At 68.3% G+C, this 22,785-nt stretch carries 20 protein-coding genes, 1 pseudogene and 1 riboswitch; of the genes and pseudogenes, 12 read left to right on the top strand and 9 right to left on the bottom strand.

Annotated features, from left to right (window positions below):
• Window positions 1-17: 17 nt before the first annotated feature.
• The 4 genes from ASC92_RS15910 to ASC92_RS15895 are packed head-to-tail and all read left to right on the top strand — an operon-like array spanning window position 18 to window position 2,997.
• Entirely contained in the window at window positions 18-1,019 is a 1,002-nt protein-coding gene (locus tag ASC92_RS15910) for a KpsF/GutQ family sugar-phosphate isomerase (RefSeq protein ID WP_056517378.1), read from the top strand.
• The gene (locus ASC92_RS15905) at window positions 1,019-1,567 is read left to right on the top strand and encodes a KdsC family phosphatase (protein ID WP_056517371.1); all 549 of its coding nucleotides are present in this window, start codon (window positions 1,019-1,021) and stop codon (window positions 1,565-1,567) included. Before ASC92_RS15910 ends, ASC92_RS15905 begins: the two co-directional genes overlap by 1 nt.
• Window positions 1,564-2,214 carry an LPS export ABC transporter periplasmic protein LptC gene (gene lptC, locus ASC92_RS15900; protein ID WP_056517365.1) on the top strand — a complete coding sequence of 217 codons (651 nt, stop codon included), beginning with the start codon at window positions 1,564-1,566 and terminating at the stop codon, window positions 2,212-2,214. Before ASC92_RS15905 ends, lptC begins: the two co-directional genes overlap by 4 nt.
• Complete coding sequence (locus ASC92_RS15895) at window positions 2,215-2,997, top strand: SDR family oxidoreductase (protein WP_056517363.1); 783 nt, start codon at window positions 2,215-2,217, stop codon at window positions 2,995-2,997.
• Window positions 2,998-3,080: 83 nt separating this feature from the next.
• On the opposite strand, the gene ASC92_RS15890 is transcribed toward ASC92_RS15895, so the two are convergent.
• Entirely contained in the window at window positions 3,081-3,632 is a 552-nt protein-coding gene (locus ASC92_RS15890; RefSeq protein WP_056517361.1) for an RNA recognition motif domain-containing protein, read from the bottom strand.
• 261 nt (window positions 3,633-3,893) lie between these two features.
• Window positions 3,894-4,070: riboswitch (yybP-ykoY riboswitch) on the top strand.
• Window positions 4,071-4,087: 17 nt separating this feature from the next.
• Here ASC92_RS15890 and ASC92_RS15885 point away from each other — a divergent pair.
• The 4 genes from ASC92_RS15885 (at window position 4,088) to ASC92_RS15870 (ending at window position 7,133) form a co-directional block, all read left to right on the top strand.
• Window positions 4,088-4,651: a TMEM165/GDT1 family protein gene (locus ASC92_RS15885; protein WP_056517357.1), complete on the top strand. Its 564-nt coding sequence runs from the start codon at window positions 4,088-4,090 to the stop codon at window positions 4,649-4,651.
• Window positions 4,652-4,775: 124 nt separating this feature from the next.
• Window positions 4,776-5,939 carry a homoserine O-succinyltransferase MetX gene (metX, locus tag ASC92_RS15880; protein ID WP_056517356.1) on the top strand — a complete coding sequence of 388 codons (1,164 nt, stop codon included), beginning with the start codon at window positions 4,776-4,778 and terminating at the stop codon, window positions 5,937-5,939.
• The gene (metW, locus tag ASC92_RS15875; protein ID WP_007834857.1) at window positions 5,936-6,526 is read left to right on the top strand and encodes a methionine biosynthesis protein MetW; all 591 of its coding nucleotides are present in this window, start codon (window positions 5,936-5,938) and stop codon (window positions 6,524-6,526) included. The genes metX and metW overlap by 4 nt, the downstream gene beginning before the upstream one ends.
• A 19-nt stretch (window positions 6,527-6,545) precedes the next feature.
• Window positions 6,546-7,133 (top strand): IMPACT family protein, encoded by a 588-nt coding sequence (locus ASC92_RS15870; RefSeq protein ID WP_056517353.1) that lies wholly within the window; start codon window positions 6,546-6,548, stop codon window positions 7,131-7,133.
• Here ASC92_RS15870 and ASC92_RS15865 read toward each other — a convergent pair.
• Window positions 7,078-7,995 carry an ion transporter gene (locus ASC92_RS15865; RefSeq protein WP_056517350.1) on the bottom strand — a complete coding sequence of 306 codons (918 nt, stop codon included), beginning with the start codon at window positions 7,993-7,995 and terminating at the stop codon, window positions 7,078-7,080. The genes ASC92_RS15870 and ASC92_RS15865 overlap by 56 nt on opposite strands.
• A gap of 114 nt (window positions 7,996-8,109) precedes the next feature.
• On the opposite strand from ASC92_RS15865, the gene ASC92_RS15860 reads away from it, so the two are divergent.
• Complete coding sequence (locus ASC92_RS15860; RefSeq protein ID WP_007834862.1) at window positions 8,110-8,628, top strand: bactofilin family protein; 519 nt, start codon at window positions 8,110-8,112, stop codon at window positions 8,626-8,628.
• A 107-nt stretch (window positions 8,629-8,735) separates the two neighbouring features.
• On the opposite strand, the gene ASC92_RS15855 is transcribed toward ASC92_RS15860, so the two are convergent.
• The gene (locus tag ASC92_RS15855) at window positions 8,736-9,515 is read right to left on the bottom strand and encodes a DUF72 domain-containing protein (protein WP_056517347.1); all 780 of its coding nucleotides are present in this window, start codon (window positions 9,513-9,515) and stop codon (window positions 8,736-8,738) included.
• Between the two features lie 92 nt (window positions 9,516-9,607).
• On the opposite strand from ASC92_RS15855, the gene ASC92_RS15850 reads away from it, so the two are divergent.
• The gene (locus tag ASC92_RS15850) at window positions 9,608-11,119 is read left to right on the top strand and encodes a M20 family metallopeptidase (protein WP_056517346.1); all 1,512 of its coding nucleotides are present in this window, start codon (window positions 9,608-9,610) and stop codon (window positions 11,117-11,119) included.
• On the top strand, window positions 11,116-11,973 hold the full coding sequence (locus ASC92_RS15845; RefSeq protein ID WP_056517345.1) for an alpha/beta hydrolase: 858 nt from the start codon (window positions 11,116-11,118) through the stop codon (window positions 11,971-11,973). The genes ASC92_RS15850 and ASC92_RS15845 overlap by 4 nt, the downstream gene beginning before the upstream one ends.
• Here the strand turns inward: ASC92_RS15845 and ASC92_RS15840 are convergent.
• From ASC92_RS15840 to ASC92_RS15815, 6 genes and pseudogenes are all read right to left on the bottom strand, one after another.
• Window positions 11,945-13,126: an MFS transporter gene (locus tag ASC92_RS15840; protein WP_056517343.1), complete on the bottom strand. Its 1,182-nt coding sequence runs from the start codon at window positions 13,124-13,126 to the stop codon at window positions 11,945-11,947. The two genes, ASC92_RS15845 and ASC92_RS15840, sit on opposite strands and share 29 nt — an antisense overlap.
• Window positions 13,123-16,035 (bottom strand): DUF4132 domain-containing protein, encoded by a 2,913-nt coding sequence (locus tag ASC92_RS15835; protein ID WP_056517337.1) that lies wholly within the window; start codon window positions 16,033-16,035, stop codon window positions 13,123-13,125. The genes ASC92_RS15840 and ASC92_RS15835 overlap by 4 nt, the downstream gene beginning before the upstream one ends.
• 105 nt (window positions 16,036-16,140) lie before the next feature.
• Complete coding sequence (locus tag ASC92_RS15830) at window positions 16,141-16,593, bottom strand: YidB family protein (protein WP_056517334.1); 453 nt, start codon at window positions 16,591-16,593, stop codon at window positions 16,141-16,143.
• Window positions 16,594-16,693: 100 nt separating this feature from the next.
• Window positions 16,694-17,994 (bottom strand): annotated as a pseudogene (locus ASC92_RS15825) (M20/M25/M40 family metallo-hydrolase).
• A gap of 91 nt (window positions 17,995-18,085) precedes the next feature.
• Window positions 18,086-18,814 carry a 16S rRNA (uracil(1498)-N(3))-methyltransferase gene (locus ASC92_RS15820; protein ID WP_056517333.1) on the bottom strand — a complete coding sequence of 243 codons (729 nt, stop codon included), beginning with the start codon at window positions 18,812-18,814 and terminating at the stop codon, window positions 18,086-18,088.
• Window positions 18,815-18,850: 36 nt separating this feature from the next.
• The gene (locus ASC92_RS15815) at window positions 18,851-19,948 is read right to left on the bottom strand and encodes an aminoglycoside phosphotransferase family protein (protein WP_056517332.1); all 1,098 of its coding nucleotides are present in this window, start codon (window positions 19,946-19,948) and stop codon (window positions 18,851-18,853) included.
• A gap of 238 nt (window positions 19,949-20,186) precedes the next feature.
• Between ASC92_RS15815 and ASC92_RS15810 the strand changes: the two genes are divergently transcribed.
• Window positions 20,187-22,766, top strand: a complete 2,580-nt coding sequence (locus ASC92_RS15810) for an LPS-assembly protein LptD (protein ID WP_056517331.1) — start codon at window positions 20,187-20,189, stop codon at window positions 22,764-22,766.
• Window positions 22,767-22,785: the final 19 nt, after the last annotated feature.

Here is a 22,785-nt window from a genome sequence, read left to right as displayed (position 1 = left end):
GCCCGTAAAATCCGGCAATGAGCTCCCGTCCCGTCCCGGCCCCCGTGGTCGACCCCGAAGCCATCCTCGCTCGGGCACGCCTCACCTTCGACATCGAAGCCGAAGCCGTCACCGGTCTGAAGACCCGCGTCGGCCCGAGCTTCGTCGATGCCGTGCGCAAGATCCTCGAAGTGCGCGGCCGCGTGGTCGTGATGGGCATGGGCAAGAGCGGCCACGTCGGCCGCAAGATCGCCGCCACGCTCGCCTCCACCGGCACGCCCGCGATGTTCGTGCACCCAGCCGAGGCCAGCCACGGCGACCTCGGCATGATCAAGACGGTCGACCTGGTGCTCGCCATTTCCAACAGCGGCGAGGTCGACGAACTCACCGTCATCCTGCCGGTCGTCAAGCGCCAGGGCGTGCCCCTGATCGCCATGACCGGTCGCCCCGAATCCACCCTCGCGCGCCATGCCGACATCGTGATCGACGCGGGTGTGTCCAAGGAGGCCTGCCCGCTCAACCTCGCCCCCACCGCGAGCACCACCGCCCAGATGGCAATGGGCGACGCGCTGGCCGTGGCGCTGCTCGACGCGCGCGGCTTCGGCTCGGAAGATTTCGCGCGCTCGCACCCGGGCGGTGCGCTCGGGCGCAAGTTGCTCACCCACGTGAGCGACGTGATGCGCTCGGGGGACGAGGTGCCGCGCGTGCCGCCCTCGGCCACCATCAGCGAGCTGATGCGCGCGATGAGCATCAAGGGCTTCGGCGCCGCCGCGGTGGTCGAGCCTGGCGGCCGCGCCTCGGGCATCTTCACCGACGGCGACCTGCGCCGCCTGATCGAGGTGGGTGCGGACCTGCGCACGCCCAAGGCGGTCGACGTCATGCACCGCGATCCGCGCACCATCCGCGTCGACGCGCTGGCGGTGGAAGCCGCCGAGCTGATGGAGCAATGCGGCATCACCCGCCTGTTCGTGATCGACGGCGCTGGGGTGATCGTCGGCGCGATCAACACCAACGACCTGATGCGCGCGAAGGTCATCTGATGCCGCTCGAGTTCCAGGCCGAGACCTTGCTCGCCGCGCAGGACGTGCGCATCGTCTTCTTCGACATCGACGGCGTGCTGACCGACGGCGGCGTGTACTTCACCGAGCACGGCGAAACGCTCAAGCGCTTCAGCATCCTCGACGGCTACGGCCTGAAGCTGCTGCGCAAGGCGGGCATCGTGCCGGCCGTGATCACGGGGCGCGACTCCAAGCCGCTGCGCGTGCGGCTCGAGGCGCTGGGCATCGAGCACGTGCGCTACGGCACCGAAGACAAGCTGCCCGCCGCCCAGGCCATGCTCGACCAGCTCGGCTTCGGCTGGCCGCAGGCCGCGGCCATCGGCGACGACTGGCCCGACCTGCCGGTGCTGGCCCGCGTCGGCTTCGCGGCGGCGCCGGCCAATGCCCATGTGGAAGTGCGCGGCATTGCGCGCTACGTCACCCGGGCGCGCGGCGGCGAAGGCGCGGCGCGCGAGTTCTGCGACCTGCTGCTCACGGCCTGTGGCCAGTACCGCGCGATGCTCGACGCTGCCCGGGGCCCGAATCCATGAACAACGTGAAACGCGCATGGAGCGCGGTGCGCGACGTCCTCGACCGCGCCACTATCTACCTGCCGATCATCCTGACGGCGGCCGTCGCGCTCGGCACCTACTGGCTGGTGCGCAACGCGCCCAAGCTGCTGGAGCCCACGGCCAAGGCCGCGCCCACGCACGAGCCCGACTACTTCATGCGCGATTTCGTCATCAAGAACTTCCTGCCCAACGGCGACCTGCGCAGCGAACTGCACGGCACCGAAGGCCGGCACTACCCGGACTCGGACACCATGGAGGTCGACAAGGTGCGCATGCGAACGGTGTCGCCCGAAGGGCTCGTGACGCGCGCAACGGCCGACCGGGGCGTGTCGAACTCCGACGGCAGCGAGATCCAGCTGTTCGGCAACGCGGTCGTCATCCGCGATCCGTCTGTGGGCCCCAATGGCAAGCCCGCGCCGCGCCTCGAGTTCCGTGGCGACTTCCTGCACGCCTACGTCGACACCGAGCGCGTCACGTCGAACAAGCCGGTCACGCTGATCCGCGGCACCGACCAGTTCACCGGCGACACGCTCGACTATGACAACCTGAGCGGCGTGGCGAATCTGAACGGCCGGGTGCGCGGCGTGCTGATTCCTTCGGCGGCCACTCCTTCAGGGAAGCGCTGAATGACTTCGTCTCCGCTTGTCTTCATCACCGGCGCCTCGAGCGGCATCGGCCAGGCGCTGGCTGCGAGCTTCTACGATGCGGGCTACCGCCTGGCGCTGGTCGCCCGGCGCACGGGCGAGATCGAATCGTGGGCGGCGGCGCGCCAGCTGAGCGCAGACCGCTACCGGATCTACAGTGCCGACGTGGCGCAGACCGACAGCATCGTCGCTGCCGGCAATGCCTGCATCGCGCAACAGGGGCTGCCCGACGTGGTGATCGCCAATGCCGGCATCAGTGTCGGCATCGACACGGCCGAGCGTTCCGACATCGACGTGCTGGCGCAGACCTTCGCCACCAACAACGTCGGCCTGGCCGCCACCTTCCATCCATTCGTGCGGGCGATGGTGCAGCGCGGCAGCGGGCGGCTGGTGGGCATCGGCAGCGTGGCGTCCATCCGCGGGTTGCCGGGGCACGGCGCGTACTGCGCCAGCAAGGCCGGCGTGGTGGCGTACTGCGAGAGCCTGCGCGGCGAGCTGCACGGCAGCGGCGTCAAGGTCGTCACCCTCTGTCCCGGCTACATCGACACGCCACTCACGCAGGGCAACCGCTACGGCATGCCCTTCCTCATGAAGGCAGAGGATTTCGCCGCCCAGGCGCTGCGCGCCATCGAGGCCGGCACAAGCTATCGCGTGATCCCGTGGCAGATGGGCGTGGTTGCCAAGATCATGCGCGTGCTGCCCAACGCCGTGCTCGACCGGGCGGTGCAGGGACGCGCACGCAAGAAGCGCAGCGGCGAAGCCTGACGAACCGCACGCGCCGAGCGATCGGCCATTGAAAAAGGCTCCCGAGGGAGCCCTTTGTCTGTCCGTGCCTTGCAGTGCAGGGCTCAGTAGCCGCTGTTGCCGCCGCCGCCGTAGCCGCCGCCACCACCGCCGGAACGGCCACCGCCGCCACCGCCACGGGGACCGGCGCCGTAGGGGCTGCGGAAACCGCCATCGCCGCCACCACCGCCGCCGCCACTGCGGCCACCACCGCCGCCGCCGTAGCCGCCGCCACCGCCGGAGCGGCCACCGCCGCCACCACCGTAGCCGCCACCACCACCGCCGCCGTAGCCACCGCCACCACCGCCGCCATAACCACCACCGCCGCCGCCGTAGCCGCCGCCGCCACCGCTGCGTGGGGGACGTGCTTCCATCGGACGTGCTTCATTGACGACGACGCTGCGACCGCCCAGGGGCTGGCCATTCATGCCGTTGATGGCGGCCTGTGCTTCCGCGTCACTGCCCATCTCGACGAAGCCGAAGCCCTTCGAGCGGCCCGTGTCGCGTTCCATCATGACCTTGGCGCTGGTCACTGCGCCGAACTGCCCGAAGGCCTGTTCGAGATCTCCGTCGCGCACCGAGTAAGGCAGGTTGCCGACGTACAGTTTGTTGCCCATCAAGGGACTCCTATAAACACATCAAGAAAAGCGATGGAGTCCCGAAAGCATCACTCAAACGAGAGCCGTCGAGCCGCGCGAAACTGACCGATCACCGAACTTGCCCCCCGACCAAAATGAAGAGGGAGGCTCGTGCATTATGGGTGAAATGGCCGAAATGCAAGCGGGAATTTGCGTCTTGAGGTAGCACTTGTCCAAACTCCTGGAAGCTAGCGCCTACTTGCGGAATTAAGCGAGGTCCTTGGTGCTACATGTAGAATTCGCCCCGTCATTGGGGAGTAGCCGCCTTCCGATTTGCGAGAAGGGCCCGCGTCAACAGACTTGTCCTGCCCCACGGGACATGGCGCGTGCAGTGAACACACCTGGCGAGACCTTTGACCGTGCAACTTCGGGAATATGGCCGAAGGTGTTGCACGGTCAATTGCGTCCTTCGGCCCAAGGAACCCCTCATCATCATGGAAGCTTTTCTGGTTGCCACCGGCGTGGTTGCGCTCGCCGAAATGGGCGACAAGACCCAACTCCTGGCCCTCTTGCTCGCAGCCCGTTTCAGGAAACCCTGGCCGATCGTCCTCGGCATCTTCGCCGCCACCCTCGTCAACCACGCGCTGGCCGGCGCGGTCGGCAACTACATCACGCGCTGGCTTGGGCCTGAGGTGCTGCGCTGGATCCTGGGCGGCTCGTTCATCGCGATGGCCGCCTGGATGCTGATTCCAGACAAGCTCGATGACGACGATGCCCCGGGCGCGTCGAAGTTCGGGGTCTTCGGCACCACCTTGATCGCGTTCTTCCTCGCCGAGATGGGTGACAAGACCCAGATCGCCACCGTCATGCTCGCCGCGCGCTTCACGCACGACTACTTCTGGGTCGTCGCCGGCACCACGCTCGGGATGATGCTGGCCAATGCGCCGGTGGTGTGGCTGGGCGAGAAGATCGTGCGGCGCGTGCCGATCAAGCTCGTGCACGGCATCTCGGCCGCGATCTTCCTGGTGCTGGGCATCATCATGATCATCGGCTGGTAATCAGATCGGGCGATATACTGCCTCTTGCGCCGATTTGCTACAGCTTGCGGGCGCTTTATAAATTCAGCTAAAGACAGGCGCGGCAGACCCGGCTCGTTTTTGGCGAGGCCGGGTTTTTTCATTCATGTCGTCGTCACCATCTTTGGTCGTCACCTCGCAGTCGATGCAGTTCGCGGGCCCGCTGGCCCTGCGCAGCGGCGCGTCGATCAGCGACTACACGCTCGCCTACGAAACCTACGGCACCCTGAACGCCGATCGCAGCAATGCGGTACTGGTGTGCCATGCGCTCAATGCGTCGCACCACGTCGCGGGCGTCTACGAAGGCCAGGCCCGTTCCGAAGGCTGGTGGGACAACATGGTCGGCCCCGGCAAGCCGGTCGATACCGACCGCTTCTTCGTCATCGGCGTGAACAACCTCGGCTCCTGCTTCGGCTCGACCGGGCCGATGCACGTCAACTCCGCCACGGGCCGCGTCTACGGCGCCGACTTCCCGGTGTTCACGGTCGAGGACTGGGTGGACGCCCAGGCCGTGTTGCTCGACGCGCTCGGCATCCGCACGCTCGCGGCGGTGATGGGCGGCAGCCTCGGCGGCATGCAGGCGCTCTCGTGGACGCTGCAGTACCCCGACCGCGTGCGCCACGCCGTCGTCGTGGCGAGCGCGCCCAACCTCACGGCCGAGAACATCGCCTTCAACGAGGTTGCGCGCCGCGCCATCGTCACCGACCCCGACTTCCACGGCGGCCACTTCTACGAGCACGGCGTGATCCCCAAGCGCGGCCTGCGCATCGCGCGGATGATCGGCCACATCACCTACCTCAGCGACGACGTGATGAACGCCAAGTTCGGCCGCATCCTGCGCAGCGCCGTCGAGGGCGAAGCGGCGGGGCTCGACTACCGATACTCCACGCAGGACGTCGAGTTCCAGATCGAAAGCTACCTGCGCTACCAGGGCGACAAGTTCAGCGAGTACTTCGACGCCAATACCTACCTGCTGATCACCCGCGCGCTCGACTACTTCGACCCCGCGCGCAGCCATGGCGGCAAGCTCAGCACCGCGCTGGCCCAGGCCACCGCCCAGTTCCTGCTTGTGAGCTTCAAGACCGATTGGCGCTTCTCGCCCGCGCGCAGCCGCGAACTCGTGAAGGCGCTGCTCGACAACCGCCGCAACGTGAGCTACGCCGAGATCGACGCGCCGCACGGCCACGACGCCTTCCTGCTCGACGACGTGCGCTACATGGGCGTGGTGCGCTCCTACTTCGAGCGCGTCGCCAAGGAGTTCCTGCAATGAGTGACCTCGAGCATCAACGATTGATCGCAGAGCTGGTGCCGCGAGGCGCGCGTGTGCTCGACCTGGGCTGCGGCGACGGCGCCCTGCTCGACCTGCTGCAGCGCGAGCGCGGCTGCACCGGCTATGGCGTGGAGATCGCCGACGGCAACGTGCTGCAGTGCATCCGCCGCGGCGTCGACGTGATCCAGCTCAACCTCGACGAAGGCCTCGCGATGTTCGACGACGCCTCCTTCGACGTGGTGCTGCAGATCGACACGCTGCAGCACCTGCGCAATGCCGAGGTGATGTTGCGCGAGACCGCGCGCGTGGGTCGCATCGGCGTCGTCGCCTTTCCCAACTTCGCGCACTGGCCCAACCGTCTGAGCGTGGCGCGCGGCCGCATGCCGGTGACGCGCCGCCTGCCCTACCAGTGGTACGACACGCCCAACATCCGCGTGGGCACCTTCAAGGACTTCGAGGTGCTGGCCGGCAAGAACAACCTGCGCGTGCTCGACGCCTTCGGCCTGCAGAACGGGCGCGACGTGCGCTGGCTGCCCAACGCGCGCGCCAGCACGGCGGTCTTCAAGTTCGAGCGCGGCGGCGGCTGAACGCCACTGCGAACAGCGCATGAGTTTCACGCTTGCACAGCCGGTCCACAGCGAGCTGCTCATCAAGAAAAGCCGCTTCATCGGCTGCGTGCAGCCGGTGGCCGACCGCGCCGCTGCGCTGGCCGTGGTCGCGTCGCTGCGCGCCGAGCACCCCGCGGCCGCGCACGTGTGCTGGGCCCTGATGGCCGGCGGCCAGTCGGCCGCGAACGACGACGGCGAGCCCGGCGGCACGGCCGGCCGTCCGATGCTGGAGGTGTTGCGCCACCAGCAGGTCGAAGGCGCACTCGCGACCGTGGTGCGCTACTTTGGCGGCGTGAAGCTCGGCGCGGGCGGCCTCGTGCGGGCCTACACCGATGCGGTCGCGCAGGCCCTGCTCGGCGCCACGCTCGTGCCGCTACTGCGCCAGCGCAGCCTGCGTTGCGCCGTGCCCTATGCGCTCGAAGGACTCGTGCGGCGCGAACTCGCCGCGGCCGGCGCGGTGCTCGACGGCGTGCAGCATGGCGACGACGTCGCCTTCGCCTTCTCGCTCCCCGAGCCCGATGCCGATGCCTTCATCGCCCGCCTCGGCGATGCTGCGCAAGGGCGCGTCGTCTGGCCGCAGGCGTAACGCGCTTCGGCGGCACGCTGAGCGGCGCCGTCATCGCGAGGATGCCGCGCGGTGCCAATGGCATTGCTTCGTCATCGGGCCCGCGCCGCGCCATCTCCGCGGTCACGATGCCGGTCGGCACCGCGAGCACGCCCCAGCCCAGCAGCATCATGACGGAGGCGATCGCGCGGCCCAGGTCGGTCTTGGGCACGAGGTCGCCGAAGCCCACCGTGGCCATCGTCGAGATGGCCCAGTAGATCGCCACGGGAATGCTGGTGAAGCCATGCACCGGCCCTTCGACCACGTACATCAGCGTGCCCATCACCAGCACCACCAGCATCACGAAGCCGACGAACACGGTGATCTTGCGCCGGCTCGATGCCACCGCCGACACCAGCGCGCGGTACTCCACCGAGTAGCGCGACAGCTTGAAGATGCGGAACACGCGCAGCAGCCGCAGGATGCGCACGTCGATCAGGTAGGCCATCTCGGGCGCGAAGGCCACGAGAAAAGTCGGCAGCAGCGCGAGCAGGTCGATCACGCCGTAGAAGCTCGTTGCATAGCGCAGCGGCTTGTTCACGCAGGAGAGCCGCGCGATGTACTCCAGCGTGAAGAGAATGGTGAACACCCATTCGAGCACATTGAACAGCGGTCGCCACTGCTCGCGGATGGGCTGCACGCTGTCCAGGATCACCACCAGCACGCTGGTCACGATCACCGCGATCAGCGCCAGGTCGAACATCAGCCCCGCGCGCGTGTCGGCCTCGAAGATCACGGTGAACAGCCGGCGCCGCCATCCGCTCGCGGGCTTGTCGAAGCGTGCGTCGATGGTGGACGAGATCGCGCGGACGGCGGGAATGGCTTCGGTGTTCGGACGGGTCATGCCGCGACATTGTCGGGGCCGCCCGCGATTTATTCAGTTACGCTTATTGCGCAATGAAGTGCCGCAGGCCGTGAGCGCGTTCTTACGATAGTCGCTTTCTTGAGGAGCTCCCCATTGGCTACACAGTCCCCCTTCTTCGGCAAGCGCGATCGTGACACCGACTCGTTGACATCGCGCCCCGCGCCGCTCGTCGGTTCGGGCACCAATCTCTCCGGAACCCCCGTCAATCCCTCGTCGCTGACCGCACAGCAAGGCGGCCTGAACGCAGCCGCCGCACCCGCGGCCAAGGAAGGCGGCAGCAAGCTCACCGTCGGACCGAACATCAAGCTCAAGGGCGTCGAGATCACCGATTGCGACACGCTCGTGGTCGAAGGCCTCGTCGAGGCCACCATGGACTCGCGCCTGATGCAGATCGCCGAGCAGGGCGAGTTCAAGGGCTCGGCAGAGATCGACATCGCCGAAATCCGCGGCGTGTTCGACGGCAGCCTCACGGTGCGCGAAAAGCTCGTGATCCACTCGACCGGCAAGGTCACCGGCAAGATCCGCTACGGCAAGATCGTGATCGAGGAAGGCGGCCAGCTCTCGGGCGAGATCAGCTTCGGCGCCAAGCCGTCGCTGCACGCGGCGGCCTGACATTGGCCCCCCGGCTTTTCACTTCGCTTCGCTGCGTGTAACTCCACCCCCCGAGGGGGTGGCGCGGGCCGCCTTGGGAGCGGCCCGGCGGCGCCCGCAGGCGCCCGTCATTCAGCAGGCGGAGTCCAACCCAGGCGCTCCAGCAAGGCATCGGCCGCGGCCGGTGCCTTTTCCTTGGCGCCGTTGATGAAATAGACGAACACGTCGCGCTTCTTGGGCGATTCGGCCCAACCCTGCGCGCGCTCGGCCCAGGTGTCGAGCGCCTTGGGTGCGTAGCCGGTCTTGAGCTTGGCGTCGGCCATCATGAGCCGCGCGTAGGCGACATCGCCCTCGGGCTCCTCGAACGACGGAAACTTGTCAGCGTCCGTGAACACGGTCGAGACCTTGTGCTTCTTCGCGAGCGCCTTGTAGGCGGGCACGATGAAGCTTTCGTGCCGCACGTCCATCACGTGGCGCAGCACGCGGCTGCCCTCCTTCTTCGGCAGCAGCTCCAGAAAAGCCTCGAAGTCTTCCGCATCGAACTGCTTGGTCGGCATGAACTGCCAAACGATCGGCCCGAGCTTGTCGCCGAGCTCGGCCACGCCGCTGTCGATGAAGCGCTTGATCGAATCGCCGGCCGTGGACAGCAGCTTGCGGTTGGTCGCGAAGCGCGAGGCCTTCATCGAGAACACGAAGTCTTCGGGCGCTTCGTCGTGCCACTTGCGGAAGGTCTCGGGCTTGAAGGTGCTGTAGTAGGTGCCATTGACCTCGATGGCGCTCACCTGCCGGCTTGCGTAGTTCAGTTCCTTCGCATGGGCGAGGCCCTTCGGGTAGAAGTTGTCGCGCCACGGCTCGTAGGTCCAGCCGCCGATGCCCACCTTGATCCGAGTCGATGCTGCCTTGCTCACATTGCGCTCCGGGTTGAGATCGCCCGCACTCTACGCGGGCTCGCCTCCGGGCGCAAAATGCGTTTTTCTCGTCACCCGCGGAGAACCCCTCGATGAACGCCCCCCTGCACCGCGAAATGCCCGCCGGCACGCTCGACGCCGAGCGTGCCCTGTCCGACGTCACCGCCCAGTGGGACGGCGACATCCTCAAGCAGCTCACCGACTACATCGCCATTCCCGCCAAGTCGCCCGGCTTCGACAAGGACTGGTCGGCCAATGGCTACCTCGAGACCGTGCTGCGCAACGCCGCGGCCTGGGTCGAGGCGCAGAAGGTCGAAGGCCTGAAGCTCGAGATCGTGCGCCTCGAAGGCCGCACCCCCGTCTTGTTCTTCGAAGTGGCTGCCACCGGCACCGACATGGGCGAGACCGTGCTGATGTACGGCCACCTCGACAAGCAGCCCGAATTCACCGGCTGGCGCAACGACCTCGGCCCGTGGACGCCCAAGTACGAGAACGGCCTGCTCTACGGCCGCGGCGGCGCCGACGACGGCTATGCGGTGTACGCCAGCATCGCCGCGCTGCAGGCGCTCAAGAACCAGGGCGCGGCGCATCCGCGCATCGTCGGCCTGATCGAGACCTGCGAGGAGAGCGGCTCCTACGACCTGCTGCCGTATGTCGACGCACTGCGCCCGCGCCTGGGCAACGTCGAGCTGGTGATCTGTCTCGATTCCGGCGCCGGCAACTACGACCAGCTGTGGCTCACCACCTCGCTGCGCGGCATGGCCAGCGGCACGCTCAAGGTCGAGGTGCTGACCGAAGGCATCCATTCGGGCGACGCCTCGGGCCTCGTGCCTTCGAGCTTCCGCATCATGCGGCAGGTGCTCGACCGCCTCGAGGACAGCGCCACCGGCCGCCTGCTGCCCGCGAGCTTCCACTGCGAAGTGCCGGCCGACCGCCTGGCGCAGGCCAAGGCCACCGCCGCGATCCTCGGCGACGAGGTCTACAAGCGCTTTCCGTGGGCGCACTACGACTGCGGCGGTTCGACCACGTTCGCGCTGCCGACCACCACCGATCCGGTCGAGGCCCTGCTCAACCGCACATGGAAACCCACGCTGTCGGTGACCGGCGCCGAAGGCTTCCCGGCGCTGAAGGACGCGGGCAACGTGCTGCGCCCGTACACCGCGTTCAAGCTCTCGCTGCGCCTGCCGCCGCTGGTCGATGCGGCCGAAGCGGTGCAGAAGCTCAAGGCGCTGCTCGAGGACAACGCGCCCTACCAGGCCCGCGTGACTTTCGAAAGCGGCGGCGGAGCCACCGGCTGGAACGCGCCGACGATCACGCCGTGGTTCGAGGACGCGCTCAACAAGGCTTCGCAGGCGCACTTCGGCGCCTCATGCGGCTACATCGGCCAGGGCGGCACGATCCCGCTGATGAACATGCTCAGCGCCGGCTTCCCGAAGGCGCAGATGATGGTCTGCGGCGTGCTCGGCCCGAAGAGCAATGCGCACGGCCCGAACGAGTTCCTGCATGTGCCCTATGCCAAGAAACTCACGGCCGCCGTGGCCGAGGTGATCGCTGCGCTGCCGGCTGCGCACCGCGCTGCCGCATCGGAGCCAGTGGCCGCTTGAGCGAGGCGCCGCCATTGCCGCAGCGCGTGTCGCTGTCCACGCCGGATGGCGAGACGCTCGCCCTGCGCCGGCTGCCGGCGCCCGGCCCGGCGCGCGCCGTGATCATGCTGGTCCATGGGCTCGGCGAGCACGCGGGCCGCTACCACGCGCTCGCGGAATGCCTGCACGAATGGGGCTTCGCGGTATGGGCGCACGACCACCGCGGACACGGCGAATCCACCGGTGCGCGCGGCGGCTTGCCCGGCGAGCTGCGGCTGGTCGACGACCTCGCCCTCGTGATCGACGACACGCGCCGCGAGAACCCCGGCCTGCCGCTCGTGCTGCTGGGGCACAGCCTGGGCGGGCTGGCCGCGGCGAGCCTGGTGGCGCGCGGGGTGCGGCCGGTCGACGGGCTGGTGCTTTCTTCGCCGGGGCTTGATCCGGGGCTGAGCGGTTTCCAGAAGGCGCTGCTCGCGGTGCTGCCGCGCATAGCGCCGAACCTGCGCGTGGGCAATGGGCTCGACGACAACTACCTTTCGCACGACCCGGCCGTGGTGCAGGCCTACCGCGACGACCCGCTCACGCACGACCGCATCGGCGGCCGGCTCGCTCGCTTCCTGGCGTACGAAGGCGCGACGGTGCAGCAGCGGGCCGCCAGCTGGCCCGTGCCGACGCTGCTGCTCTATGCGGGAGACGACCGCCTCGTGATGCCCGCCGCCAGCCGCGCTTTTGCCGCGGCCGCCGCGCCCGGCGGCAAGGTCGAGGCGCACTGCTTCGACACGCTGTACCACGAGATCTTCAACGAGCTCGAGGCCGACCCCGTCTTCGAAGCGCTGCAGCGTTGGCTCAACCGGCGCTTTCCGCCGCCGGCCTGACGGCGCGCCTGCGCGCGAGCCAGAGCAACGCCGCGCCGGTCAGCACCACCGGCACCAGCGAACCGAGGTTCAGCAGCTGCCAGCCCTGCGTGGTGACCAGCACGCCCGAGGCGAACGAAGTCACCGCCAGCGTGGCGAACACGCAGAAGTTCAGCGCACCTTGTGCGCGGTCGCGCTCCTCGGCGGTGTAGGTCGTGAGCGAGAGCGTGGTGCTGCCGGTGAACAGGAAATTCCAGCCCACGCCGAGCAAGCACAGCGCCACGACGAAGTGGTGCAGCTCGACGCCCGAAAGCGCGATCGCGATGCACCCGAGGTTGAGCACCAGCCCCACGCCCATCACCGGCAGCGCGCCGAAGCGGCGGATCAAATGGCCGGTGAAGAAGCCCGGCGCGAACATGCCGATCACATGCCATTCGAGCACCAGTGCGGCATCGGAGAACGGCAGGCTGCAGATCTGCATCGCGATGGGCGTCGCGGCCATCAGCAGGTTCATCACGCCGTAGCCCAGCGCGCCCGCGGCGGCGGCCACGATGAACACCGGCTGCCGCATGATCTCGCCCAATGGCCGGCCCCCGGCGGCCCCCGTGCGCGTGGGCGCGGCGGGGAATTCGATGAAGTGCATCACCGCCATCGACAGCAGCGCCACCGCGGCCAGCGCGATGTAGGCGCCCGCGAACGGCACGGCGAAGACCTGGCGCGTGGCCGTCGCGAGGTTAGGCCCCGCGACCGCGCCGATCAGCCCACCCGCCATCACCACCGACACCGCCTTCTCGCGCCACGCCGGCGCCGCGAGTTCGGCTGCGGCAAAGCGGTAGAGCCCCGCATTGGCGTTGTAGTAGCCCGCGACCACCGTGGCGAAGCACAGCAGCCAGAAATTCTTCGTGGCGGCCGCATAGCAGCACAGCAGGGCAGACACCAGCGCCACCGCCAACCCGGTCTGGAACGAACCGCGCCGGCCGAGGCGCTGCTGCGTGCGGGCCACCAGCCCGGTGCTGAGCGCACCGCCGATCACGTAGCTCATCACCGGCAGCGTCGCCATCCAGCCGCGCGGCGCGATGCTCAGGCCCACCAGCCCGTTGATGGCGATGAAGGTGACGTTGTTGGTCAGGAGCAGGCCCTGGCAGATGGCGAGCAGCCAGAGGTTGCGGTTCATGGTGTGTCCCGTATCACGCGTTGCAGGTCGCGTTCGATTTCACTGAAAAGGATGGGCGGCAGGTCGTCCAACGTGCCTTCGGTGCCGTCGAGCGCCACCGCGCGCACGGCCTGCAGTTCCTTGCCGTCGGGGCTGTCCTGCACGAACCAGCCTTCTTCGAGTTGCAGGCAGATGCGGCGTCCGCCGGGCACGGCCTTGTTGAAGCTGTCGACCATGCCGCCGTCGCCCACCGCGCGCTGCCAGCCGCGCGTTTCCAGGCCCATGAGGGCGGCGTTCGACACGGCGCGGCCGGCCCAGTGCGGCAGCTCGCGGCGCGGGCGCAGCGCTTCGTCGAGCACGAAGACCGGTCGCATCAGCTGTTCGAAGGGCTGCACGATCTCGTAGTCGGCCAGCACGGCCGCCCAGGCGGTCGCCAGCGACGGGTCGAGGGCCGCGATTTCGAGCGGATGCGGCAGGCCGATGCGCGCGGTCTCGGGCAATTTGATGGCGTTGTCTTGCAGATCCGTCAGTTCGCCCTCGGCGCTGATGCGGAAGCTGCCTTCGAGCTGTCTTCCCGATGCGTCGAACAGGCCCCAGACCAGCGGCCGGCTGAAGACCCGCAGCACCGGATGGTTGGCGAAGAAGGGCATGAACTCGTCGGGGCCCCAGCGGCGCTGCGCACACATCGCGGCCTCCAGGCGCTTGACCTGCGTGGTGGCCACGGTCTTCGCGAGCTTGCGCAGCTCCTTCAGCTGCGTGGTTGCAGCGGTGGCCTTGCCGGCGTCGTCGTTGGCGCCCGGCTTGGGCAGCGCCTTGAGTGCCTTGCCCCTGGCGTCGTGCACCACGGGCTGGAAGTTGTCGTCCATGCGCACTTCGAAGCTGCGCGGGCCGAAGTCGAGCGTCAGCCGGGTGCGCGTGTCGAGGCCGAGGTCGGGCACGGTGCGGTCGGCCAGCTGGTCGAGGCTGAGGCCGCGCTGTTCGGCCACTTCGCCGAGCATGCGGTCGGCGCGTGTGCGCAGGTCGTCGTGGCGGGTCTGGCGCGCGAGTTCGGCCAGGTGCATCAGCGCGGCATCGCTGCCGATCTCGCCGAGCATCGCCATCGCGTCGTAGGCGCGCACGCGGTCGAGCGCGACGCGCCACTGGCGCAGCAGGCCGTAGAGCTGGCGCGCGGTCTCACCGTCGCCGAGGCGCCCCTGCAGCGTGAACATCCAGCGCTCCTTGGCCGGGCGGCCGTTGCCGATCCACCAGGCCAGCAGCGCGCGGCCGAAGCGCGCGAGGGAATCGGGCGTGAGTGCATCCAGCAGCCCGGCCAGCCCCGGATAGGGGGCGTCGGGCTTGCCGAGCATCATCGCCATCAACACGTCGGGCACCACCGCCTGCGGTAGCGCGTGGCCGCCTGCCTTGAGGATCAGGCGGGGCAACGCAGCCAGCGGCAAGGCCTTCGGCACCATGGGCAGGTTGTCGGGCAGGAGTTCTTCAGGCGCGATGGCCAGCAGCTGCGCCACCGCATTGGCGGCTTCGGCGCCGTAGGCGTGGGCCTGGTTGCGCACCGCTTCGGCGTGGCCGGCGCCGTGCAGCCAGCGCAGCGCGGCCTGCGCCGCCTCGCGCGCGGGGCCGGGTTCGCCCAGCGCGACGGGAACAAGGCCGCGCGCGGCCGTGTCGGGATAGCGCGCCAGCCAGTCGCCGGCTTCGCGCCGGACCCAGCGGTTGGTGTGAAAGCCCCTGGCGATCCAGCCGGCGAGCGGATCCCATTCGATGACCGAGGCCAGCTCGAACATTGCGCGAGAGCCCTGCTTGAGGAAGCGCGGCAGCCCCGGCAGCGCGGCAGCGCCGAACGCATGGAGGATGGGCCGCACGCGCGAGACATCGCCCGAGTAGAGGATGGGGGGTGGCCCATGCATGAATACCGCGATGGCCAGCGGCAGGGGCAGGTGCCAGATGCATTCGGCGACGCCCCAGTGGTTGCCCGGCAGCGTGCCGAAGTCTTCCGGGCCGATCTCGCGGCCGTTCGCTGCGACGGCCTCGATGAGCTCGGGGCGCAGGCCCAGCATCCACAGGGCCTTGTGAACCGTGCCGCCCTCGCGCACCTCTGCAGGCGCGTCGGGTTGGTTGCGCGCGAACCCCTTCATCCACCGGTCGGCGCTTTCGCGCGAGACCCGGAGTTCGCGGGCCAGCCAGTCCGACGATTCGCCCGTGGCCTGCAGGTACTGCGGTGGCGGCAGATCGCTCCAGTGCAGCAGCGCCGTCGGCGGCAGGGGCTGCAAGGCCAGCGTCGGGATGACGGGCAGCGCCTGCCGGTTCTTCCACGGCGGGCGCCGCAGCAGCGCGGGCCAGGCATCGGGAGCGGCATCGGTCACGCCGCCGGAGCTGTCTTCCTGCAGGCGCGCGAGTGTTTTGCGCTGAGCGTCATCGCAGGAGGCTTCCAGCGGTTTCTGCCAGTCGGGATTCGCGGCCAGCAGCTCCAGGACCAGAGCGGCGCCGGCCTGGTGCCGCGCCGGGTTCGCCGACAGCAACTCGCGCAGCACGAACAGCGGCCAGCGGCCAGCCTGCTTGACGAGGGCGTTCTTGCAGTCGATCTGCTTGACCTGAGCCACGAAGAAGCCGACGACCGCCGCATCGTGGATGGCCAGCAGGTCGGTGACGGCTTCCTTGTGCGGGGACGGTTCGAAGAACAGTTCCGCCGCGGCGGAGCCATGCATGTCGAGCATGCGCAGCCGTGCGGCGCGCGGGGGGTAGAAGCTGGAGCGGTGGCGGCGAAAGAAGTCGAGGCTGTCGCAGAGGCTGCGTTCATCGCAGAGCAGGCCGCCGCAGTGGCCGCAGGGCCGGTCGTTGAACTGCGCGAGCGCCTCGCGCATGCCCTTGGACCACCGCACGGTGCCGTCGGGCTGCGCCTCCAGCCCTTCTTCCTTCGACTTGCGACTGCCCGCCATGCCATTTCCCTCGATTGATGCCAGCGGGATTGTCGGCCAACACGTGCGGCCAAAAAAAAGCGCCCTCGCGGGCGCATGAATTCAGGAAGAAGACAGTCCTTCGAATCAGGACTGCCTGCCTTGCAGCAGGCCGCTGAGCGAACCCAGCAGGTCGTCGTGGTTGCCCAGACCCTGGTCCGGGACTTTGCCGTGCGGCGTGAGCTGGTCGATCAGCGCCGGCAGCATGGTGGCCAGCATCGGCAGCAGCGTTTGCGCATTGATGCCGAGCTTGGACGCGATGGCGGCGATGGTGTCGCCACCCAGCGCGCTTTGCAGCTGATCGCCCGAAACCGGCTGGTTTTCTCCCTTGCCGATCCACGAGCCGATGACGTCGCCCATGCCCGCCTGCTCGAACTTCGAGACAAGGCCGCCCAGGCCTCCCTGCCCGCCGTTGTTGGCGAGCAGGCCGCCCAGCGCACCGGCCAGGCCTCCCAGATCGCCCAGTCCACCGCTTTGCGGTTGCTGCTGTTGGGCAGCGCCCCCGAGCACCTGACCGAGTACTGAATCGAGCAATCCCATGGCTTTTCCTTTTGGTGTGTGACAGACCGACAGCATTGTTAGGCGCGGCGGACCATAAGCTGAAAGTGGAACATCACTTTCAAACTGGCAACGTGACAAATTACTTGGTACGGGCCGTCCGTTTGGGGAGCAACGCGGGACTGACCCCTTGCACTCCCACCAGGCCCAGCACGGTGAGCAGCGAATTCTGCGCGCCTTTCCATGCGTCTGTCACGTCGATGGACTCGCTCAGCGAATGGAATCCGGAGGCCTTGCCGCCGCCGCCGACGATGATGGCCGGAATGCCCAGCGAGATCGGCACGTTGGCGTCGGTGCTGCCGCCGCGCAGCAGGGTCTTGTGGCCGAAGGCGCTGTTCGAGCGGACGGCGGCCTCCACGATCACCGAGTCGGGCGGCGTGCGGCCGCCGGGGCGGTTGCCGATGAGCCTGGTGCTCACGCTCAGCGTGTTGACGTTCCAGCGCCTGTTTTCCTCGGCCACGGCTTCGTCGACGGCCGCGAGGATCTTCTTTTCGGTCTCCAGCAGCGAGCCCATGTCGTCCGAGCGGATGTCGATGGCCATGCGCGCATCCGGCGCGATGGTGTTGACCGAGGTCCCGCCGCCCACGGTGCCGACGGTGAAGGTCGTCTTCGGGAAGCTCGGCGTGTGCACGTCGGCGATCTTCGCGATGGCGCGGCCCATGCCGTGGATGGCGCTCGGCACTTGGCCGAAGGCGCCGAAGCTGTGGCCGCCCGGGCCCTTGAACGTGACCTCGTATCGGTGGCTCGCGGTGCCGAGCACCAGCACCGCGCCCGGCGGCGACGGCTCCAGCCCCACCATGCCGTCGATGTCGAGGTGGTCGTTGAAGACGGCCTTGATGCCACGCAGGTTGCCGAGCTCTTCCTCGCCCACGTTGCCCACGAACAGCAGGTCGCCCACCGTCTGGACCTTGTTGTCGTTCAGCACCTTCAGCCACGACAGCAGCACGGCGAGCCCGCGGGTGTCGTCCGCAAAAACACGGTGTCGAGGTGGGCCGAGATCAGCAGCTTCGGCCCGTTGCCCGTGCCCTTGCGCAGGCCGACCACGTTGCCTTCGGCGTCGATCTTCGCGTGCGTCAGGCCGAGGGCCTTCATGCGCGCGAGAAAGGCTTCGGCGCGCTGCTGTTCCTTGAAGGGCGGCGCCTCGATCTCGGTGAGCATCATCAGGTCTTCGACCGAGCGCTCGTGGTCGGCCTTGACGGCGTCGAGCAGTTTCTTGATGGCGGGCGATGCCATCAACTGCGTGTAGGCCTTGTCGACATCGGGGCTGACCTGCGCGGGCGTGGGGGCGACAGCTGGGCTCTGGGCGAGCGCGCCGTGCGCGGTGCACACCAGCGCGGCAAGAACGAGAGGGGCGAGGCGCAGTGGACCTGGCGAGCGGGACATCGAAAGTCCTTCTTTTGTCTCAGTAGAGTAACGATTGTTTCTCAGGCTTTCCGCGCGCGCGTTGCGGAAAACACCACCTTGCGCGGCCTGCCTAGAGCCCGGCGAGGCACACCAGCGCGGCCAGCGCCGCGGTTTCGGCGCGCAGCACGCGCGTGCCGAGGGTGACGGGGGCGAAGCCGCGGGCGATGGCCTGCTGTTCTTCCGGGCTGCTCAGGCCGCCTTCGGGGCCGCTCAGCACGACCGCGCCGTGGCCATCGGGGATCTGTTGCACCGCAGGAAGGGCGCGCGTGCCCTCCGCGAGGCTCAGCACGAGGCGCACGGCGGTCGATCCCGTGTCGTGCTGCGCATCGAGCCAGCCCGAAAAGGACTGCACCGGATGGATCACTGGCACGCGGTTGCGCCCGCACTGTTCGCAGGCCGCGACCGCGATCGCCTCCCAGTGCGCCCGCTTCTTCTCGGCGCGCTCGCCCGACAGGCGCAGCACGCCGTGGGCCGTGGCCAGCGGCTGGATGCTCGCCACGCCGAGCTCGGTGGCTTTTTCCACCAGCCAGTCCATGCGTTCGTTCGCCGGCATGCCGATCGCCAGATGCACGGCGCGCGGGGCTTCACGTTCCGCCGGCTGGTGCGCGCCGACCGTCACCGCGACCTCGCTGCGGCCCATGCGCTCGACCGTCGCCGCGTATTCGCCGCCTGTGCCGTCGAACAGCGTGAGCGCATCGCCGGGCTGCATCCGCAGCACCTGCACATGGCGCGCGGCGCCGGCCGGCAGCGCCAGGCTGGCGCCGGTGGTCAGCGGCACGGAACAGTGAAAACGCGGCATGCTGTGAAATCGATGGCGGTGGGGAGCCGTTTTCCTTCAGACGCGGCCGTAGGCGAAGCCGGTGAGGGCCGAGGTGCCCTCGACTTCGTCGATCACGCGCAGCAGCGGCGTCAGCTCCATGTAGCGGCTGGCGGTGGCGCGGATGTAGGCGATGAAGCGCGGCGTGTCGGCCAGGTACTTGGGCTTGCCGTCGCGCAGCGTGAGGCGCGCGAAGATGCCGGCCACCTTCAGGTGGCGCTGCAGCCCCATCCACTCGACCGCGCGGTAGAAGGCGCCGAAGTCCTCGTCGACCGGCAGGCCGGCCTTGCGCGCCGCCGTCCAGTAGCGGATGGTGACGTCGAGCACGAATTCCTCGTCCCAGCTCAGGAAGGCGTCGCGCATCAGGCTGGCGACGTCGTAGGTGATCGGGCCGTAGACCGCATCCTGGAAGTCGAGCACACCCAGCGCGGGACCGTTGCCGGCCATGAGGTTGCGCGGCATGAAGTCGCGGTGCACGTAGACGCTGGGCGATGCGAGGTTGCTCTCGACGATCAGCTTGAAGCTGCGCTCCAGCCGCTCCTTCAGCTTGCCCTCGACCGCGATGCCGCGGTGGCGGCCGATGTGCCACTCGGGGAACAGCGCCAGCTCGCGTTCGAGCAGCGCCCGGTCGTAGGGTGGCAGCACGCCGGGTTTGGAGGCCAACTGCCAGCGGATCAATGCGTCGATGGCCTGGTCGTAGAGCGGGCGGCTCGCGTCGGGCCGGGCCGGATCGATCACGTCCAGCATGGTCTGGCGGCCCAGGTCGTCGAGCAGCAGGAAGCCGTGGGGCTGGTCCCATTCGAGCACCGTGGGGGCGAGCACGCCGGCGCCGGCCATCAGCTGCGCCACCTGGACGAAGGGGGCGCTGTTTTCTTTGTCCGGCGGGGCGTCCATCACGATGCGCGTGGGCGCGGCCGGGTCGGTGGTGTCGAGGCGGAAATAGCGGCGGAAGCTCGCGTCGGCCGAGGCGAGCCGCACCGTGTCGGGCAGCAGCCGGTGGGCAGGCGCGATGGCGGCCACCCAGGCCCGGAATGCTTCGGCCCGCTGCGGATCGGTCCAGGGGATGGTCTCGGCGGGGCTTGGGGCCAATGAGGCCGGGGGCGGGGGTGCTGTCATGGATAATCGATTCTACAAATCCGCCTGGCGCGGCAATCCCCCTTGGCCGGCTTCCGGCCGATGCGGGTTGCTGCCGGCCCCTGCAACCCGCCGGCCTGCCGCGCCGTCTCCCGACGATCCTTCGTTCCGAACCGATGCCTACGACCCAAAGCCCCCACGCTTGGCACCTTGTGCGCTCGCTGCCGCTCTCCCTCGGGGAGTCGGCGGCTTCTCTCGGAACAGCGGGGCGGGTGGCTTGATGCGCCGGCGTGTCGCCCTGCGGCGCTCCACCCCGCCGCTGCCGCTGGCCGTTCTGTCGCTGGCCCTGATGCACGCGCACGGCGTGTCCGCGCAGCAGGTCGGCAACCTCGACGGGCCGCTCACGCTGAAGCGCACGCCGCTGCTGACCGAAACCCTGACGCCCGCGGACCGCAGCCAGATGCCCAGCATCGTCACCGGCGACCGCATCTCCGGCCGGCCCGATCTCGAGACCGTGGTCGAGGGCAACGCCACGCTGCGGCGCGGCGCGGTGTCCATCACTGCCGACCGGCTCGAGTACTACCAGCCCGACGACCGCGCCAAGGCCACCGGCAACGTGCGGGTCAACCAGGCCGGCAACGTGTACGAAGGCCCAGAGCTGGAGCTCAAGCTCGAGACCTTCGAGGGCTTCTTCAACAACGTGCGCTACAAGTTCCTCGCGAACGAAGCGCACGGCGAGGCCAAGCGCATCGACTTCGTCGACGCCAACGTGTCGGTGGCGCGCGAAGCCACCTACACCACCTGCCGCCGCGAGGACTTCCCGGGCTGGATGCCGGCCTGGCTGCTCACCGCGACCACGATGACCACGGACACCGAGGAAAACGAGGGCGTGGCCAAGAATGCGCGGCTGAGCTTCATGGGCATCACCACGCCGCCGATTCCGAGCGTGAGCTTCCCGCTGTCGAACGAGCGCAAGAGCGGCCTGCTGCCGCCCACCATCGGCATCGACAACATCAACGGCATCGAGATCGCGCAGCCGTACTACTGGAACATCGCCCCCAACCGCGACGCCACGTTCACGCCGACGGTCATGAGCAAGCGCGGCGTCGATTTCAGCAACGAGTTCCGCTACCTCGAGAAAGGCTACAACGGAACGATGCGCCTCGACCTGATGGGTAGCGACCGGCTCGTGGGCCAGCGCTACAACGAACTGCGCGCCAGCCAGCTCCAGCAGCTGGCCAACGGGGAGATCCAGGCCAAGGACCTGACCCCGGCGCCCGGCAGCACCAAGCGCTGGGGGCTGTGGGCCACGCATCACCAGGACTTCGATGCCAAGGCGCTGGGCCTGGATTCGCTGTCGGCCAGCATCATCATCAACAGGGTGAGCGACAACGACTACTGGCGCGACTTCACGCGCACGCCGTCGCTCACGCAGCGCCAATTGCCCAACGACGCATCGCTCAGCTGGAGCAAGGGCGACTGGAGCGGCATGGTCCGCACGCTGAAGTACCAGAACCTGCAGTACAACCTGTCGCCGATCGTGCCCGCGTACGACCGGATGCCGCAGATCACGGCCAACTACAACAAGTACGACTGGCACGGCTTCGACGTGGCGCTCAACCTGGACTACACGCGCTTCCGCGTGAACACGATCCTGGCGGGGCAGCCCGGCTACGACGCCACCCAGCAGTCGCAGCCCGACGGCGACCGCGCCTCGGCCGTCGCCTCGATCAGCCGGCCGTTCATCACGCCGAGTTCGTTCGTCATTCCCAAGCTGATGCTGAACGCGGCCTCGTACAACTACTACCTGCCGCAGTCGGACATTCCGAAGCTGACGCTCAACGGAGTCCAGTACGTCAATGGCGTGCCCTACAACGCCAACTCGCTGTATTTCTTCCCGACCTCCAGCAACCGGACGGTGCCGACCTTCAGCCTCGACAGCGGCCTGATCTTCGAGCGCGACGCCAGCTACTTCGGGCGCGCCTTCCGCCAGACGCTGGAGCCGCGTGCGTACTACGTCTACACGCCGTACCGCAACCAGAGCATGCTGCCGAACTACGACTCGGCGGCCAACGACTTCAGCTTCGCGACCATCTACACCGAGAACGCGTTCTCGGGCGGCGACCGCATCTCGGACACCAACGCCCTCACGCTGGGCGTGACCTCGCGCCTGATCGATCCGGCAACCGGCGTCGAGGCCGCGCGCTTCGGCATCGCGCAGCGGCTGCGCTTCAGCGACCAGAAGGTCACGCTGCCCGGCGGCACGCCGGTGACCGACCGCAAGAGCGACCTGCTCGTGGGCGCCCAGATCAACTGGACGCCCAAGTGGAGCCTGGACACGGTCGTGCAGTACAACCCCGACACGCGCAAGTCGGAGCGATCGGCCATCAGCGCACGCTACAACCCCGAGCCGTACCACAACCTGAGCGCGGCCTTCCGCTACCAGGCGCCCAGCACCCCGACCGCGACCGACGGCAACAAGTCGCTCGACGTGGGCTGGCAATGGCCCATCAACGACCTGTGGGGCGACAAAGGCAAGAACCTCGGCCCTGGCAAGGGCCAGGGCGGCGGCCGCTGGTATGCGGTCGGCCGGCTCAACTACAGCCTGCAGGACAAGAAACTCACGGACGGCGTGCTCGGTTTCGAGTACGACGGTTGCTGCTGGATCGGACGCGTAGTGCTGCAACGCATCACCACGGGCCAGGTGACGGCGAACACCCGCATCATGTTCCAGCTCGAATTCGTCGGTTTCTCGAGCATCGGCTCCAGCCCCATGCAGGCCCTGCGGCAGAACATCCAGCGCTACGAACCCTTGCGCCAACCGGGCGAGGCGCCGAGCCGCTTCACCAATTACGACTGAGACGACTGACTGAGCGACG

The sequence above is a fragment of the Variovorax sp. Root411 genome, assembly GCF_001425205.1.
Taxonomy (GTDB): Bacteria; Pseudomonadota; Gammaproteobacteria; order Burkholderiales; family Burkholderiaceae_C; genus Variovorax.
Note: the sequence above shows the minus strand (reverse complement) of the source record. Positions and strands in the feature narration are given on the sequence as shown.